Below are 16,737 nucleotides of genomic sequence, written 5' to 3' on the forward strand. Positions count from 1 at the left end.
AGCGAAATTGACTTCGCAAATTACATTTGATATCAGCCGAAACTGATATACCCTGCACATTTGTGAAACAAAACTTTGTTCAGTTTTCAAAGGTCTACCAAGCAAATCCTTTTTCGAATCAGCTTTTTAATTGTACCTGATCACCTCAAGAAAGTCAATAAAAACTTTCTGTATCAACATTCCTTATCGAAATGTCTCTCGCTGAGGCAACTTATTAAGAATATCATCATCACCATCAATTGTCAACACATAACTTTTAAAACTTTGAACCGGTACATGTGCTTCACATCTCTCGCGACAACAGATAACATCATACCAAGTATTCCCGGCTTGGTCAATTACTTTTTTAAATTAATTAAAAATCAAGCCTGCCTCACTCTTTCAATAACCAGGTCTCGAAGATACAGCGATAAACAACTTCATATTAATAACAAAAAAATCGACTCGTTTTCACGAATCGATTCCCCAGTTAAAAGACTATTATTTAACTCTGGCTAAGAAGTAACGCTTCTTACCGCGACGTACAATCACAAACTTGCCATCAAAATGGGTGCTTGGATCAATTTCAGCATTGACGTCCGTTACTTTTTCACCGTTAATACGAATCGCCCCGTTATTGACGTCTTCACGAGCTTGACGGCGAGACGGTTCAATGGCGGTCACATCAACCAGCCACTCAACAATATTGCGCTTATCACTCGTTACATCAACTGAAGGCATGTTCTTGAAACCCTGTTCGATTTCACTAACGGATAAATTAGCCACATCCCCTGAAAAAAGTGCTTTGGAAATATTCTCAGCTTCAGTAACGGCCGCCTGCCCGTGGACAAATTCAGTCACTTCTTCAGCCAGCCGGCGCTGAGCCTCTCTTTTTTCAGGCTGCGTATCAACTTTCTTAGCTAAATCATCAATTTCATCCTGACTCAGGAAAGTAAAGTACTTCAAGTATTTAACAACGTCCCGATCATCTTGGTTCAGCCAGAACTGGTAGAACTCATAAGGTGTCGTCTTTTCTGGATCGAGCCAAACAGCGCCGCCAGCAGTTTTGCCAAACTTCGTCCCATCCGCCTTTAACATCAGTGGAATGGTCAGACCAAACGCCTTTGCTTCTGGCCCCTCAATTTTATGAATCAAGTCAATCCCAGCAGTGATATTCCCCCACTGGTCCGCACCCCCAACCTGAAGTTGAACGTCTTCGGCTTGATATAAATGAAGAAAATCAACTGACTGGAGGATTTGATAAGTAAATTCAGTAAACGAAATACCTACTTCAAGCCGTGAAGCAACGACTTCTTTAGCCAGCATGTTATTAACGTTGAATAACTTACCGTAATCCCGTAAGAATTCTAGCAGAGACATCTTTGAAAGCCAATCGTAGTTGTTAACGATCTTAAAGCTGCCATCCTGACCAAATAAATGTTCCATTTGTGCGGTAATGGCCGCTTCATTGTGATGAACTTGTTCCATAGATTGCAAAACACGTTCGGACTTCTTACCACTGGGATCCCCGATTGAACCAGTACCGCCACCGATAACAATGTAAGGCCGGTGTCCAGCTAACTGGAATCGTTTCAAAATCATAAAGGGAATTAGGTGTCCCACATGCATTGAATCTCCGGTAGGATCGATCCCTACATATAAACCAACCGACTTATTTTTAACCAAGTCAGACAGCCCTGCTTCATCCGTTTGCTGATTAATCGCGCCACGCCATTTAAGTTCATCTAAAATTGTCACAGTTAAACCTCCTCAAGATATTAAAAAAGTCCCCACCAGTCATTGACTAATAGGGACGAAATTGAATTCCGCGTTACCACCCAAGTTACGTTGCCACTATGGCAGCGTCGCTCGACATCGATATCGGCATGACCCGCCAGTGATTAACTGGATCGCTCCACACTGTAATTCGGTCAGCCGGGACGCTTGACTTGCAGCATTCGTCAAGTTTCTAAATCGTTGCCCATCGCCTACTTCGGTGCTTCATAGCTGTCATTAATACTACAAATCCTGTCAGCAAAAGTCAAGCTGCAGTCTGGGAGCCGTTTAATCTATAATAGAAGAAACAACCAAAGGAAGTGATTGTTTGCTCATCATTCTAACACTTATTACCCTGGCCAATTTGGCAGCTATCTTACCCTTAGTGCGGGGACAGCATGACCAACGCCTGGTTTGGGGGCCATTAATCAGCCTGCTGATCGTTTGGGATCTACTGATCTGCCTGCCGCTGATCATCTGGCCTCACCACACGCTAGCAACAGCTTTTAGCGTAGGCTTTTTAACTTGGTATTTAACTGCATCCGCCTACTTCTGGCTGACCAATTGGTATTACCGGCAGACAAGTACCCTAAAGAGACCCGACTACCTCATCATACTGGGTGCCAAGGTCACTTCAAATGGGCCTTCAAAAACGCTAGTCAGACGTCTGCAGACAGCACTTACCTTTTGCGTTTCACAGAAACAACCGCCTAAGCTGGTGTTAACGGGCGGTCAGGGTGGTGATGAGCCTCAAAGCGAAGCGGCTGTCATGGCTAAATATTTAAAACAGTCTCACGTTGACCCAAATCAGCTGCTGTTGGAGCAGCACGCTACTTCTACAGAAACCAACTTTAAGTTTTCAAAACAACTGATTGAAAACGATTGGCACGGGCCGGGTAAGCCCCGCATCCTGGTCGTCACCAGCGACTATCACCTCGTTCGCAGCAAGCTGTTAGCTTGGCGGCAGCGTTTACCGGTTCAGCTTTTAGGCTCCTGGACTACCACTGCCGCCCTGATGCCCGCAATAATGCGGGAAATAGCTGCTTTATTACTGCAATTAAAGTGGCCGTTAATCGTCATTTGGGTGCTGGGAACCCTACTCGTACAGGCCTTTGAATAAGTGAATTTTCACACATGAAAATAAAACTGTAATTTTTTTACATTTTCCCTTGCGAAAGTAAAGGGAATCTTATATACTAATCCTGTTGCAAAATTTCAGGTAAAAAGAAGCGAGGAGTTTTTCTGATGAAATTAGGTTTAATTGGATTAGGTAAAATGGGTATTCACTTAGCCCAAAACATGATTCGGCATAACAATGAAGTTGTTGGTTTCGATTTGAACACTGACTTAGTTGAAGAAGCAGCCACTTACGGCGCTGATAAAGCAACGACACTCAAAGAAATGATTGATCAGTTACCATCACCAAAGATTGTTTGGATCATGGTACCTGCTGGTAAACCAACTGATGCTACCGTTGACGACTTAGCCGGTGCTTTAGGCAAGGGCGACATCGTTATTGACGGCGGTAACACTTTCTGGAAAGATTCACTCCGTCACAACCGTCTTCTAGGCGCAAAGGGCATCCACTACTTTGACTGTGGCTCTTCAGGCGGCTGGAGCGGCGCCCTTAACGGCGGTAACTTCATGATCGGTGGCGACGAACCAGAAGTCTTCGAAACGATCCGCCCATTATTTGAAGATATCTCACAAAAAGATGGTTATCTCTACACTGGTAAAGCCGGTTCAGGTCACTACTTGAAGATGGTTCATAACGGTATCGAATACGGGATGATGGAAGCCATCGGTGAAGGTTTTGAAGTTCTCCAAGCCTCCGACTTCGATTATGACAACCGTGCCGTTGCTAAGGTATGGAACAACGGGTCAGTTGTTCGCAGCTGGTTAATGGAATTGGCTGAGGCAGCCTTTGAAAAGGATCCTAACTTAGATGCCATCAAGGGCCGTATGCACTCTAACGGTGAAGGCCAATGGACTGTTGAAGACGCAATGGACCACGCTGTACCAACACCAGTTATTTCAGCTGCTGTTATGACACGGTTCCGTTCAATGCAAGATGACACCTTCAACGGTAAAGTCGTTTCTGCCTTACGTAACGGTTTCGGTGGTCACGCAATGGACAAAAACTAATTTTAAACCAATGATGAAAAGGCCACGCAATTGCGTGGCCTTTTTTACTTCGCATCATCAGATTGAATATGCGATAATGAGTTATTACATCAAACTGGGGAGAGTTTACTTTGAAACATAAAACTAATCGGTTACCAGTGTGGTTCATCTACACACTGGCGTTTATCATCATCGCAGCGGTTTCCTTTGGTGCACTCCGCGCTACCGGCCACTCTACCATTTGGAATCTAGATGGCATTGCCCAGCACTACCCCATTTTAAAAGAATTCTACCGTATCCTGCAGGGTACCGCTCATCAATCGTTGTTTAGCTGGTCTTGGAATTTAGGCCTCGGTGCTGATCAAATGACCACTTTTGCCTACTACTTAGTCGGCGACCCGTTTAGTTACTTAATTGTACTATTTCCCGTCCACCAAATTGAGCTGGGCTATACGTTATTGACCATTCTTAGGCTGTACGTTGTTGGTCTCTCCTTTATCGTACTAGCCAAACATTTCCACTTTAAACCCGTTGGCCAGATTATCGGTGCCTTGATCTACACCTTTAACGGTTTTGCCTTCTATGTCAGTTATCACCACCCGTTCTTCTTGCTGCCAATGATTTTCTTCCCCCTGCTTTGCCTCACGGTTGACTGGGTCTTACAGGGAAAATCATGGTGGTGGCTAGGAACCATCACCGCGGCTATTTTAGTCTGCAACGTCTACTTTGCTTATTTAATGGCCTTTGGTGCACTGATTTTTCTGATCATTAGATACTGCGATTTAAAGCAAAAGGGTGCCCTGATCCCGAAAGTATGGCAACTATTGCTGCGCTTCTTAATGTCGATGGTCCTTGCGCTTCTGCTGGCCGCCGTTATTTTACTGCCGAACGTCATGGCCATGATGAACAGTTCGCGAATGGGCGGATCGATTTTTGCCAATAACCTGTTCTGGTACCCCGAAATTTACTACCGCACACTGCCTGATAACCTCCTAACCTCCAACGGTAATATCTACTACTGGGCATTGATCGCAACTAGTGGGCTCTCATTGATTGCCATGATTTGGACGTTGCGTCGGTTCAAACGTTATCTGGCGCTCAATATCACGTTGATTTTAATTGCACTTGGCCTGCTTTTTCCAGCCGTAGCTGCCACCTTAAACGTACTGAGTACCCCTTCCAATCGCTGGTTGATGATGGCTCAGTTAGTCTTTGCCTTAGTTGCCGCTACCTTAGTCGACCACCTGGCTGACTATAGCGTCCGGGATTTTCTCTGGCTGACCGGTATCATTGCTGGTTTAATTATCGTCATTTGGGTAGCCAATGGTTACTTATTTAAGTTTCGGCAGATTCAGCTGCTGACCTACCTGATCTTCATGCTGTTTGTTTGGCTGTTTAGCCTGCTGCTTTTAAAACCGCAACTTGCTAAACCGCTAAGATGGGGATTACTAAGTCTGGTGATGCTGAATGCCATCGCTACTGGGTTAAGCTTTTACGACGACAATTACAGTGGTGCCCCAGAAAATGAGCTCCCTGCTAACACTGCTAATCAATGGTCAAAATGGTACTACGACATTGCTGATCAGTACCTGCATCAGCATGATAAGCACTTTTACCGGACTTCCACGACTAACGATTACTATACAATGACAACCGTCGGCAACAACCTCCCGATGCTGCTGAACACGCACACCATCAGTTCGTACTATTCGGTTCAAAACGGTGATGTGAACCACTTCAATCAGCAACTCGCCAACGTTCAAAACAGCATGAACAACCCTACCAGTGAAGCCGACACCCGTGGTTCTATTCTTTCCCTGCTTAACGTAAAATACCTCTTTGCTCGGGAAGATGACATGCTGAATCATAAGGCGATGCCCTACGGCTTCCAGCAGTTAAAAACCAAGCGCGGCCAACCCGTCATTATTGCAGACCACCCGGTCTATACTGTGGGCAACGGAACTGGCACAGCAATTTTAAAGAACCGCTATGCCTTACCGCTGGTTTATACCCAAAGTTCGCAGATCACGCCAACCGTCTTTCAGAAACTAACCGCGCTGCAACGGCAGGAAGCCTTACTCGAAGGTGCTAGTGTCAAAAAAGCGGTCCCAGGAGTGGCAAAAACACAGCCGAAAACCGCAACTCAGCACGTGGGCTACAAGGTTCAACTAACCAGTCTGCCGGTCCTGAAGATCCCGGACTTGATCAACTACCGGCTGCAGCATAATACCAAGCACTCCCAATCAGCGGCACTGGGCAAACAGCCTCTCCCCCCTAAGGAAGCGGCTAACTACGCTGCGGCAACCGGCCTTGATAAGCCTTCAACTAAGGCGGACAGGCTATTAGCCCAAAATCAAGTGATTATCGATAACAATACTGAAGCCAACCGAAATGGCCTTCACGAAATGACCAGCGACGTACTTGGGCAGCAGCAAACCTACGCACTGAAGCTGAAGCACCCCAAACAAGTCCAAGGCAGTGAACTTTACTTGGACCTCTCCGGCATTTCAACTACTTTTCCCGATACTGCCAAACGGCTGAATCACTATGCCATGAAAGCTAAATTTGCTGGTACGCCGCTGCCGAAGGGCCAGCAGAAAAATAACTGGCGGACGATCATTAACAACCCCCTCTTTAATGCTTACACGATGACCATTAAAACCAGCCGTGGCAAAACGGTCTACAACCAGTTTGGTATCAATAACCTTTCCGACTACGAGCCTAAAAACCACCTGCTGATCAACCTGGGTTATGCCACTCATTTGCGGAAGACCATTAACCTTTCATTTACTAGTGCGGAAAAAATTCACTTCAAGCACGTTAAAGTCATTGCCGTCCCGTACGCTGCCAAATATCGCCAGCAAACGACCAACCTGCAAAAGACCGGTCTGCTTCACCAGCACGTCACTAACAACGAGGTCAGTGGCACTTCTGTCGGTGCCGGCAAGCGAATCCTCACTACCAGCATTCCTTACAGTAAGGGCTGGCAGCTGAAGATTGATGGGCAAGCGGCAAAAACACAGCTGGTTAACTCTGGATTTGTGGGTGCCACCCTTCCGAGCGGTACCCATCGAATCAAACTCACTTATCGTACTCCCGGGCTAAAAGCCGGCTTCTGGTTATCGATCATCGGCGTGACCTTAGCAGTACTGTCCGGCGGTTGGCTGATGATTAAGCACCATGCACGTCAAAAAGCTATTTCCCCCCGGCGTCACTAACCGTTAAAGCGGATCAATCAACGTTTGGAAAGGCTTGCATAAATTGATATAATGAACGTGAATGAAACATATTTTTGCATTCTGGGAGGGTTTACTGTGAAAACATTTACTGCGTACTTCGTTCGGCACGGGCAAACAATGCTGAACCACTATAATAAAATTCAGGGCTGGATCGATTCCCCACTAACTGAAAAGGGAATTGCCGATGCTAAACGTGCCGGCCAGCAGTTAAAGAATATCGACTTTGCTGCTGCGTACAGCAGTGATTCGGGCCGAGCAATTGAAACGGCGTCTTACATTTTAAAGGCCAATAAGGAAAACATTAATATTATCAGTTACCAGTATCCCGAATTTCGTGAGCAGTGCCACGGTTACTTCGAAGGTAACGATGCTAACCAAATGTGGCAGTTTGTTGGTGAACAGGTTCAGTTAACTTCTGAATCCGCCGTGCTGGGTAAATACGGCTTGGAAAAAGCCCGCGACCTGATCCACAAAGCTGACCTTTATGGTGAAGCGGAGAGCAACGCCATGTTTTGGGAACGGCTAGACCGTGGCTTTAATAAATTACGTGACAATACCCATGACGGCGACCAAATACTCGTCGTCTCACACGGTATGACCATTCGGTCGATCATTGACCGCTACGCACCCGAACTGGATGAAGGGGTCCCGACCATTAACGGCAGCATTTCAAAGTTAACCATTACGGATAACGATATCAAAGTCGACTTCTTTAATAAAACCGATTTTGTTGCCAAATAATGAATTTATTTATTTCACCAAAAGAAGACCTGCTAGCCAGCTTGCAAACTGGTTAGCAGGTCTTCTTTTTCTGATTTAGGCTTCAGCTACTTGACGCTTCTGAACCGCCGTTTCAGCCTGTGTCTTCACTTTGCTTTTGGCAACCACTACCCGGCCCATTAATTCTGCCACCTTAAACCGGTCGCTGGGATGATGATCCATCACGGTTACCATCACGGTACGTTCATAAATGTGTTCCACTCGCCCCACAAAACTGCAAGTAAGGTTACCATTGGGTTCACAGGTTACGATATCATTGATTTTAATCATGTTGATCATCCTTTCCGTCGTTGGCACTGAACGATTGTCATTGCCTTAGCATCATTTGCTTCAACTACCAGTTTATATTGGTTCTGTTCAACTATGCGGCGATCATGAAAGTGAAAGTTCATCACCTCAACGACAAGCCGACTGCCAAATACTTGATTTACCCGACCAAGAAATGGCTTACTCATTTCTGCATGCTGACATCTTACTAGTCGACCTGCACTGATTTCAGGTGCTTCACTCATTCACGCCGCCTCCTTTTCTTCTATGTATTTAAATTATCAAACCAATAAGAAATAGTTTCGAATAAATTATGAACATTCCTTGAAACCGTTTTACAGTTCAATGACAAACCAGACATAAACTAAAAAATGCCTGATTTACGGCTATATCAACCGAAAAATCAGACACTCTGTTTATTATGTTTTATTTATATTAAACGCTACTTTTTTCTTACAGCTTGATCAAAAGTCTTCAGCCGATGCATGGCATCTTCCAAAACTGATCGATCCACCGCAAAGTTAAGCCGCATGAAGCCACTGCCCGTTTTGCCGTAATCAATGCCCGGATTCAAGCAGAGATGACCAAGTTCGCGGAGCTTTGCGTCAAGTTCATCATCCGTGAGACCATAGGCCATAAAGTCCAGCCACATGAGATACGTTCCTTCTGGGTACATTGGTCGAATCATGGGAATGTTCTCCCGCAAGTATCCATAGGCGAAGTTCCGGTTTTCTTCTAGATAACCGTTCACCTCCGTTAACCATTGCGCACCCTGTTCGTAAGCAGTCCGTGTGGCAACTAAACCCAACGTGTTAACTTCTTCAGTAGCTTCAGCAGCTGCCGCTTGTTTAAGCGTGGCCAATAGTTGTGGATTTTTAACCGCCAAGAAAGCGCACTTCAGCCCCGCCAAGTTAAATGCTTTAGTGGCTGATTTCAAGAGTACTGTCTGGTTAACAGCCTCTTCACCCATTAAATCAGACAGCATTGAAACGGGCCGATTATCGGAAAAAACAACGTCATCATGAATCTCATCTGCCAGCACCAAAACATGGTGAGCATTAGCAATATCTTGAATCCGCTGTAATTCTGTAGTGGTCCAGACACAACCGCCAGGATTATGCGGGTTGCAAACGACAATTGCCTTAGCCTGAGAATCACTCATCACCTGGTCTAACCGGTCAAAATCAATCACATACTGCCCTTCCCGCTGAACGAGCGGAAATTCAACAAACTGACGCTGATTATTGATCACTAACTGCCGGTATGGTGGGTAATATGGCGACATCACAATAATACCGTCATTAACTTGGGTCAAATGGCGAATTGCCAATGACAGTCCGACTGCAATACTTGGCAGCATAATCAGCTGCTCGCGTTTAAGCCTGACGCCGTGTCGTTCTTTTTGCCAGTGAATAATGGCATCGTAGAACCCCGTGCTTGGCATGATATAACCCAGCACTTTTTTATCTAAGACCCGCTGAATCGCTTCTCTAATGAACTGAGGGGTCGCAATATCCATATCAGCAATAGTCATTGGTAAGAGTTGATCATCGTTCTTAGTGACTGACCACTTCACGTTATGATCCTGCCGTCGATTGACGTTAGTATCGATCATATGCAGTTCCTCTTCTCTCACATATTGATTTGAATCCATCAGCTTACGGATCAAGCTGGGGCATGACTTCTTGTGCCAGCCAAGCCAGCAAAAGACTTAGCTGCATGCCGAAGCGGCGTTGATAACCAGCCTCTGACGTTTGATCCAGAGAAATCGTATCGCCCTTTACCGCAAGCTTAACCGCGGCATCAAGGTCGACGTCATGCACGAGAGCAGCACTTAGTAACGCGGAGAAAACATCACCGCTGCCGTAAAAGTGTCCTGCTCTCAGCTTTGTAGCAATCGTGTGCTGTTTGCGGCCCTCCTGATAAGCAGTTAAAATCTCACGCTCACTAGGAATACCCGTGATCACAATCTTTGTTTTATCGCCGACCAGCGTGTTTAAGGCAGCAAACACGGCTGCAATATCAGCTCGCTTAGGCTGATGAGCATTTATTGGCCGGTCAGCTAATAATTGTGCCTCAGTCCAATTAGGCGTAATCACATCCGCATGGCTCACCAGTTTGCGCATCAACGTGACATAGGTTGCTGGTAATCCCGGATAAAGCTCCCCATCATCACCCATTACGGGGTCAACGATCAGCGGGTGCAACTGCTGAGCAACGACTAAGTGCGTTAACTGAAAGAGTAAATCAGTTTGTCCCACATAGCCAATCAGCCCACCAGAAAGCTGAATCTTTTCACGCTGCCAGTGCGCCATGGTCTCCTCGACCCAAGACGCTGAGTACTGTTTTGCGGGAGTACCGAAGCCCTCCGTCTGTGTAGACAACACCTGAGTTGGCAAAATTGCTGCTGGTACTCCCAGAGCTGCCAAAATTGGCACGGCAACACCCAGGGACATCGTACCGATAGCAGAAAGGTCTTCAGCAACTAAAAATGGCTGGTTGTGTAAGGCTCGAGCTAGCATTGACTAGCCAATCAACCTGGGTAAACGGCTTTCCAGCGGAATGGAAACCACGTAAGCCACAACACCGCCAACAATTCCCTGAATAAAGTTGGTTGGCACACCGATCAAGCCGACTTTAAACCCGTAAAGTAAACTATCCGTTGCCCAATAGCCTGCTACCATGACGAGCACACCAATGGTCATAGCAATGATCTTGGCCGACTTTGACTTCTTACCGCCGATCCAGCCAGCGACAAAGCCTTCAAGCCCGTGAACAATAAACGAAAAAATCATGTATTGCGTGTATCCTGAAATCAAATCAAGCAGTAAGCCGCTAAAGGCCCCAACAACTGCACCCTGAGTTCGACCAAGTAGAAGTGCCGCAATAAAGATCCCCGCATCACAGAGGTTAACGTTTCCGTGTGTCATGGGAACCGGAATTAAGAAGAACCTTGAAATGACGACGGTTACAGCAATCAGCATTGCTAAGTAAACTACTTCTCGGGTTGAAATATGGCGTTTCTTTTCCATTCTGCTTCGCTCTCTTTTCTTCATAAATTTTAATCCACTTATCACATTACATGCACATTACACCACACATGTCTTTAAAACACAAGGCAGCATCCTTTTCCTATTATAGCAAGCCTACACAGCTATTTGTACTAATTTCATTTAAAAATGGCACAATTGCCTCATCTACTCCTAATGGTTCTCAAGCCCGAATTGTCACGTTAAACAAAAAAAGCCGTAATGCCACCATCTCTGTAGTGGTCATTACGACTTTCAATCAACGTTTATTGTGCGTCAGGCGCATCGTTAGAAGTTTTACCTTCTTTAGCAGCCTTTTCAGCTTTTAACTTCGTTTCAAGTTCGTCGACAATTTGCTTATGCTTGTCTTCAGTCAACTTAACTTTCGTGTAGTAGACGAGAGCGGCAACGGCAACCAAAGCCATTGGGCCGAAGAACATGTAAGTCTTAAAGCCCATCAGTTGTGCGTGGCTAATGCTGCTTGGCGCAGCGTTACCAGTCATACCTGAGTGGACGGCGGCGATACCGACAACTCCGTTAGCAACCGCACCGGCCAGCTTATCGATCAATGGCCGAATAGAAAGGGTAACGGATTCGTTCCGAGTACCGTTCTTCCATTGACCATATTCAACACTATCAGTGATGGTCATCAATGCGGCCAAGAAAATCATTGGGTATGGGAAGAAGAAGACGGCGACGGAAACTAATACGGCGAGTAAGCTGTGTCCTGCAAATAAGAACAGAATATAGCCGACTAACATCATGCAAATACCACCGACATAAATCGCTTTCCGGTGAACTTTCTCAACAATCACTGGGAAGAGTGATACGGAGATAACACCTAAGACCGCCATGATCCAGCCAGCAAAAGTGAATTTGTTTGACTGACCCAATACATAGGTGAAGTAGTAAGCCAATAGTGAGTTAGTAACAACGTAACCTAAAGCAAATAGGAAGTATGAAGCTGCCAACCACATCAACTGGTCGTTTTTACCTAACGCTTTGAAAATACCAATCACACCAGTACGTTCGGTGTTTTGACGAATTAAACTCGTATTTTCATGAGTTCCCAAGGCCGTGCATAAAGCACCACCAAATGAGAAGATTGCAATGACAACGGCAAAGCCAATCCAACCGGCTTGCGTCTTCGTTTGACCACTTGTTCCTGAGAACACGTGTGAGAAGAACACAATCAGTGGGAAAATCATAATTGGAACCGCTTGGGCACCAATTGTTGACCCTAAACGACCAGTCGTACCAAAGTTATTACGAACCTTTTCATCAACACTCAAAGCAGGGAGCATCGACCAAAGTGCGATATCTTTAAACGAGTAGAAGACATCCATGATGACATAACAAATACCAAACAAAACAACGTAAAGCATTGGGTTTGAATTAGTCAAGCCACCAAAATCCGTAAAAATAAGGACTAAGAAAATAGCACTGATCCCAGCACCAACAAGCAACCATGGCTTAAACTTACCATATTTGGTCTGGGTGTTATCAATAACCCCACCAATGATTGGATCAAACACGATTTCAACTAACCGAATGATCATCATCATGGTAGTGATAATCAGAATCATATGAGACTTGACACCTTTAGCAGCCCCATTAAATAATTCACTGGTAATAAACAACATCAAATAAGTACTTAATGTCGCATAGAACGCATCATGCCCGAAGGCCCCTAATGCGTATGATGTATACTGTTTAGCATGACTTTCTTTTTTTTGTTCCATTATTCGCCACTCCCTGAACCTTCGTAACGATGCTCAATAATCTTAGAGAGAATCTTACTACGCTGTTCGGACTTAGCAACATCAAATCGAGTCTCTTCGAGATCATTAAAGTCTTGTGCCAACAACAATGCTTCCAAATAAAGCGTTAACTGACGCTTGATATAAATCTTATCTTCTTCGTCATCGCGCTTCGGATTACCACCAAGAACCGCTTGTGCAAATGCTTCAGGACTTAGTGTGATCTTATCACTGCTCTTACTAGCCATTACTCATGCCTCCTAAGTTTTGGCTGTTCGATAAAAACAAACGATAAAATAAATAATCAGGATATATTTCAAACTCAACAATCGTCATTTGTTTTTACAAACACAGACCAATTATTTTTGCTACCCTTCCTCGATAGCCTACGGACATTCTAGCACAATTTGCCGATGACTGTAAACGCTTACTTAAATTTCAATAAACTTTTACCCAACTTTTAGTCAATTTGTTGGTAAAAATCCCTTTGTACGGGTATATCAAGGCCTTTTCAATCATAAATATTTTTTATTTAACGCTGAAAGCGCGGCTGCTTTCTATGAAAGATCTGAAAACGACAAGCCGCGACATCACTCGGTAGATTCCAGGATTTAACACCCCAAAAAGTTCTTCCGATGGTCTTGCTTGGGAGACGCTTTGGGGTGTTAAATGGCCGGAAGTAGCCGAAAGTAAATCTTAAACTGTGTTTTAGTTAAGAAACCTGATTGCAGGTTTCTCAATAGCGACTCATAGCACAACCTCTTGTCCTTGTGCTAACCTTCCTCAATGACCGACTACCAGCCAATTTCATCAACATTACTAGGCAATGAAAGTTTGTCCGCTGCTAGTTCACTAAAAGCTTGATCAAGAATCTTAAAAGCCGCTTGAAGCTGTTCATCGGTAATGACCAGCGGTGGCTGAAATCTTAATACATTTGTTTTTAAAAAGATCATGATCGCACCTAATTCAAATACCCGATAAACAAGCTTAGCGGTAGCTTCAGAATCCGGCTTGCCCGTCACCGAATCAACGATGTCAATACCGCCATCAAGGCCGTACATCCGCACATCAGCAATAAAACTGAACTTTTGCTTTTCGTCTTCAAAGAAGGCCGCCGCTTTTTTACCAAGCCGAATACTGCGTGCCAGTAAGTGTTCGTCTTCAATTACATCAATCGTTGCCATAGCAGCTGCCGCAGTCACTGGATTACCGGCTGTCGTATAGGCGTTTGCGGGCGAATCCAGGGAATTCATGATTTCCCGACGGCCAATGACCGCACTCAGGGGTAACCCTGACGCAAGTGATTTACCAACTGACATTAAATCCGGTTCCAGGTCAAAGTGCTGAATTGACCACCACTTTCCCGTCCGCCCCATACCTTGATTCACTTCATCAACGGCAAATAAAATGCTGTTTGCCTTGGCAAAATCATAAACTTGGTGCATAAAGGCAGCTGGTGCTTTAACAATACCGCCGTCGCCTTGAATGGGTTCAATCAAAATAGCCGCTACTTCTTCAGCAGGTAAATAAGTTTCAAACGGCAACTTAAACGCGTCAAACATACGGTTCACAAAAGCCGCTTCCGGTTCACCAGACAGCCGTTTCCATGGATCCGGATACGGTACTTTGATAATATCTGGCAGTAACGGGCCAATTTTCCTGCTCATATTCAAGCTAACTGACGACAAGCTAAGTGACCCGTACGTTGAACCATGATAGGCACCCGTGAAACTGACGATATACGGCCGGCCCGTATAAGCGCGAGCAAATTTAATAATCGCATCATTGGCGTCGGAACCCGAGTTGCCCCAGCCAAGTGCAGTTGGTCCGCTAATCGGGGCTAACGCCGCTAAGCGCGGGGCAAGCTTAGCCGCGGGATCATTGGCAAAGTATGCTGGTGTGTACTGCAGCAATTTAGCTGCCTGGTCTTGAACCGCTTTAACGACGTGGGGATGTGAGTGCCCGGTGTTGGTTGCCGAGGCACTGGCTAGCAGATCAATATAAGTCTTGCCATCAGCATCAGTAACGGTGGCCCCCTTCCCAGACTCAATCACGATGTTGAAATACTTCACCCGCGCTGCTTTTGACAGTGCCGGTGCTTCGGCGTTTAAGATACGCTCATTTTCAGTCATTTTCATTCCTCCATAACAATAGCTGAAATAAAGGCCCCAAAAAGCAGCGCTTTGGGGTCTTCATTTTACTATTTCTGTGTTTTATTCAATGACGAGTGCTTCGTCCCGTAGAACAGATAAACCAGCAGACCGCAGACAAACCAGATCAAGGCGTAAATTTTAGCGTCTTTATCAAGTCCCCAGAACACTGCTAGTGCACCTAAGAACGCAATGAACGGCAATACTGGATAAAACGGCATCTTAAACGACGGATCCGGGATATCCTTTCCTTCGCGAGGACGCAGTTTATAGATTCCCAATGACACAAACATAAAGGCAATCAAAGTCCCTGCAGAAATTAACTGTGACAGGAATGCAAATGGAAACAGCGACCCGATGACCACACCGACAATAGTGATGGTTGATAGCGCATGGTTGGGCAGCTGTTTATCATTCAAAACTCCCAGCCACTTTGGCAGCAGGCCGTCACGTCCGAATGAGTAAACCAATCGTGAACCAGCCAGCATCATCCCGATTAACGCCGTAAACATCCCTACGACAGCAATTGCTTGAACGACCGTTGCAACCAAAGTATGACCACTTTGGCGAAGTGCCCAGCCAACGGGTTCAGCGTTATTAGCGTAATCACTGTAATGGAACATCCCAACCAGTACCAGTGAAACGGCAACGAACAAAAGGACTGCAATCACCAATGACCCCATAATCCCACGAGGCATCGTCTTTTGCGGATCCTTGGCTTCGGCTGAATTAGCAGCAACGGAATCAAACCCGATGTAAGACAGGAAAATCATTGAAACACCGGCGTAAATTCCTTGCCAACCACCGAACTGATTACCGTTAACAACTTTATGAGCCGGAATAAATGGAACGTAGTTTTGCGGATGGAGTGCGGTAGCCCCAACCACGATAAAGAGTAAAATAGCTAAAACCTTTAAAACAACTAACGTATTTTGAACACGAGCGGCTGTAGAAGCGCCTCGTGAAAGGAGAAAAGCAACCATCAACACAACGACAACCGAGGTGATATCAATGATACCGCCATTAGTTCCGAATGGATTGGCTAGCGCTTTAGGAAAGGTGACGCCCAAGGGCTGAATTAAACCGCGAAAGTTAGCGGAAAGTCCTGAACCAACGAAGGCCACCGCAATGAAGTATTCGGCTAACAGCGCCCAGCCGGCAATCCAGCCAAACCCTTCGCCGAACACCACGTTGATCCACGAATAAGCGGATCCGGCAAACGGCATTGCAGCAGCCATTTCAGCGTATGCAAACGCAACTAAGCCAGCTACCACTGCTGCAGCTAGAAACGAAAGTGCAACGGCTGGGCCAGCATGTTGGGCAGAAACAACACCAGGCAAGGTAAAAATAGAAGTGGAAACGATTGTTCCGACCCCTAATGCCAAGATATCCTTAACCCCCAGTACACGGGCTAAATGAGAGTCCTTGTCCTGATATACGGCCGGATCTTCCTGACGTAAGAATTTACTCTTCAAACTCATATAATTCCTCCTGTAGCGGTAATAAGCCGCCTATGTATTTAAACCTTTCAAACCATTCCTCCAGGGAACATTAGAAATAAATGAGTATATTTTAACAATTATTTTAATATTGTGCAAGTCTTTTCCGGCTCTTCAGCGCTCACGAAACTTAA

General features: G+C 45.4%; 14 protein-coding genes. 4 read left to right on the forward strand and 10 right to left on the reverse strand.

Going from position 1 to position 16,737, the window contains the following annotated elements:
* Positions 1-480 precede the first annotated feature (480 nt).
* Positions 481-1,737 carry a tyrosine--tRNA ligase gene (gene tyrS, locus CES81_RS04780; RefSeq protein ID WP_089089352.1) on the reverse strand — a complete coding sequence of 419 codons (1,257 nt, stop codon included), beginning with the start codon at positions 1,735-1,737 and terminating at the stop codon, positions 481-483.
* Between the two features lie 346 nt (positions 1,738-2,083).
* Between tyrS and CES81_RS04785 the strand changes: the two genes are divergently transcribed.
* From CES81_RS04785 to CES81_RS04800, 4 genes are all read left to right on the forward strand, one after another.
* Positions 2,084-2,875 (forward strand): YdcF family protein, encoded by a 792-nt coding sequence (locus CES81_RS04785; protein ID WP_180949730.1) that lies wholly within the window; start codon positions 2,084-2,086, stop codon positions 2,873-2,875.
* 125 nt (positions 2,876-3,000) lie between these two features.
* The gene (gene gnd / locus CES81_RS04790) at positions 3,001-3,900 is read left to right on the forward strand and encodes a phosphogluconate dehydrogenase (NAD(+)-dependent, decarboxylating) (RefSeq protein WP_089120890.1); all 900 of its coding nucleotides are present in this window, start codon (positions 3,001-3,003) and stop codon (positions 3,898-3,900) included.
* A 110-nt stretch (positions 3,901-4,010) separates the two neighbouring features.
* Complete coding sequence (locus CES81_RS04795; protein ID WP_180949731.1) at positions 4,011-7,097, forward strand: YfhO family protein; 3,087 nt, start codon at positions 4,011-4,013, stop codon at positions 7,095-7,097.
* A gap of 96 nt (positions 7,098-7,193) precedes the next feature.
* Positions 7,194-7,859 (forward strand): histidine phosphatase family protein, encoded by a 666-nt coding sequence (locus tag CES81_RS04800; protein ID WP_089120892.1) that lies wholly within the window; start codon positions 7,194-7,196, stop codon positions 7,857-7,859.
* Positions 7,860-7,934: 75 nt separating this feature from the next.
* Here the strand turns inward: CES81_RS04800 and CES81_RS04805 are convergent, their stop codons facing one another.
* The 9 genes from CES81_RS04805 to CES81_RS04845 form a co-directional block, all read right to left on the reverse strand.
* Positions 7,935-8,168 (reverse strand): hypothetical protein, encoded by a 234-nt coding sequence (locus CES81_RS04805; RefSeq protein WP_089089347.1) that lies wholly within the window; start codon positions 8,166-8,168, stop codon positions 7,935-7,937.
* A gap of 5 nt (positions 8,169-8,173) precedes the next feature.
* On the reverse strand, positions 8,174-8,410 hold the full coding sequence (locus tag CES81_RS04810) for a hypothetical protein (RefSeq protein WP_089089346.1): 237 nt from the start codon (positions 8,408-8,410) through the stop codon (positions 8,174-8,176).
* Between the two features lie 197 nt (positions 8,411-8,607).
* On the reverse strand, positions 8,608-9,780 hold the full coding sequence (locus CES81_RS04815) for a MalY/PatB family protein (protein ID WP_180949732.1): 1,173 nt from the start codon (positions 9,778-9,780) through the stop codon (positions 8,608-8,610).
* Positions 9,781-9,823: 43 nt separating this feature from the next.
* On the reverse strand, positions 9,824-10,687 hold the full coding sequence (locus CES81_RS04820) for a PfkB family carbohydrate kinase (protein ID WP_089120894.1): 864 nt from the start codon (positions 10,685-10,687) through the stop codon (positions 9,824-9,826).
* A gap of 3 nt (positions 10,688-10,690) precedes the next feature.
* Positions 10,691-11,197 (reverse strand): ECF transporter S component, encoded by a 507-nt coding sequence (locus CES81_RS04825; RefSeq protein WP_225356347.1) that lies wholly within the window; start codon positions 11,195-11,197, stop codon positions 10,691-10,693.
* 263 nt (positions 11,198-11,460) lie between these two features.
* Complete coding sequence (locus CES81_RS04830; protein ID WP_089120895.1) at positions 11,461-12,936, reverse strand: glycoside-pentoside-hexuronide (GPH):cation symporter; 1,476 nt, start codon at positions 12,934-12,936, stop codon at positions 11,461-11,463.
* Positions 12,936-13,202 (reverse strand): hypothetical protein, encoded by a 267-nt coding sequence (locus CES81_RS04835; protein ID WP_089089341.1) that lies wholly within the window; start codon positions 13,200-13,202, stop codon positions 12,936-12,938. The genes CES81_RS04830 and CES81_RS04835 overlap by 1 nt, the downstream gene beginning before the upstream one ends.
* Positions 13,203-13,748: 546 nt before the next feature.
* The gene (locus CES81_RS04840) at positions 13,749-15,086 is read right to left on the reverse strand and encodes an aspartate aminotransferase family protein (RefSeq protein WP_089120896.1); all 1,338 of its coding nucleotides are present in this window, start codon (positions 15,084-15,086) and stop codon (positions 13,749-13,751) included.
* Positions 15,087-15,154: 68 nt separating this feature from the next.
* Entirely contained in the window at positions 15,155-16,585 is a 1,431-nt protein-coding gene (locus CES81_RS04845) for an APC family permease (protein WP_089089339.1), read from the reverse strand.
* Between the last annotated feature and the right edge of the window lie 152 nt (positions 16,586-16,737).

It is taken from the genome of Secundilactobacillus pentosiphilus, assembly GCF_002217985.1.
Classification (GTDB): domain Bacteria; phylum Bacillota; class Bacilli; order Lactobacillales; family Lactobacillaceae; genus Secundilactobacillus; species Secundilactobacillus pentosiphilus.